Source organism: Microbacterium sp. ZW T2_14, from assembly GCF_044987405.1.
Lineage (GTDB): Bacteria > Actinomycetota > Actinomycetes > Actinomycetales > Microbacteriaceae > Microbacterium.
Window position 1 is genome coordinate 1 of the sequence record NZ_JBJDRK010000130.1, and the last position, 893, is coordinate 893.

Consider the following 893-nt stretch of genomic DNA (forward strand, 5'->3'; position numbering starts at 1 on the left):
CCGGGGCCGTCGCCGGCGCGGCCGGCGACGGCACCGGCGGCAGCGGCTCGACGCCGATCCCCACGCCGAGCACCCCGCAGGGCGATGTGACCGTCACCGCCGCGTTCGCCCTCACGGTCCACCAGCTGAACGCCGACGTGTCGGTGTCGGGCGTCGCCCTCGTCGCCCCGACAGTGCGGCTGGAGGCGCTCGGCAACCTGTCGGCGGCGTCGACCGCGACGGGCTCGCCGGCGACCCGCGGCCCCCCGAGCGGCGCCACGATCGCAGCGGCCGTCGCGATCACCCTGGCGGATGTCACCGTCCGCGCCGAGGTCGGCCCCTCCACCAGCATCACTGCAGACACGCTCCAGCTCATCGCGGGCATCGCCCCGCAGAACGCGGCAGGCGCATCCGACGCCTCGCACCGCTTCACCACCACCGCCACCGCCGGACAGGGATCCGGAGGCGACCTCGGGGTCGCCGGATCCGTCGCCCTCTCGGTCGTCGTCCTCACGACATCCGCGGGACTGGCCACCGGCTCGGCCGTGACCCTGACAGGCGCCGATCGATCGCTCACGATCTCGGCGTCGTCGGCCGCGCAGACCACCACGCGGGCGCTCCTCGCCGACGCCGGTGCGGGCACGCCCACCACGGGCGTCGGCGCCTCCTTCGCCCTCACCAGCGTCGACCACCACACCCGCTCGGCCATCGCCGACGGCGCGACCGTCGCCGGCGCGGACGACATCAACGTGACCGCGAGCACGGCGGATGCGGCATCCGCCGTCGCGCAGGGCTCGGCGCGCGGCGCAGACGCCGCGGTCGCGCCCTTCGCCGCGGTGACGCTCTCGGCCGTCTCCACCACGGCGGGCATCGGCACCGGCGTCGCGATCACGCTGACCGGTGCGCTGCTGGTG

General features: G+C 76.1%; 1 pseudogene. It reads left to right on the top strand.

The annotated features are described in order from the left end of the window. Positions 1–893 (top strand): annotated as a pseudogene (locus tag ACI3KY_RS20285) (hypothetical protein); the annotation flags it as partial.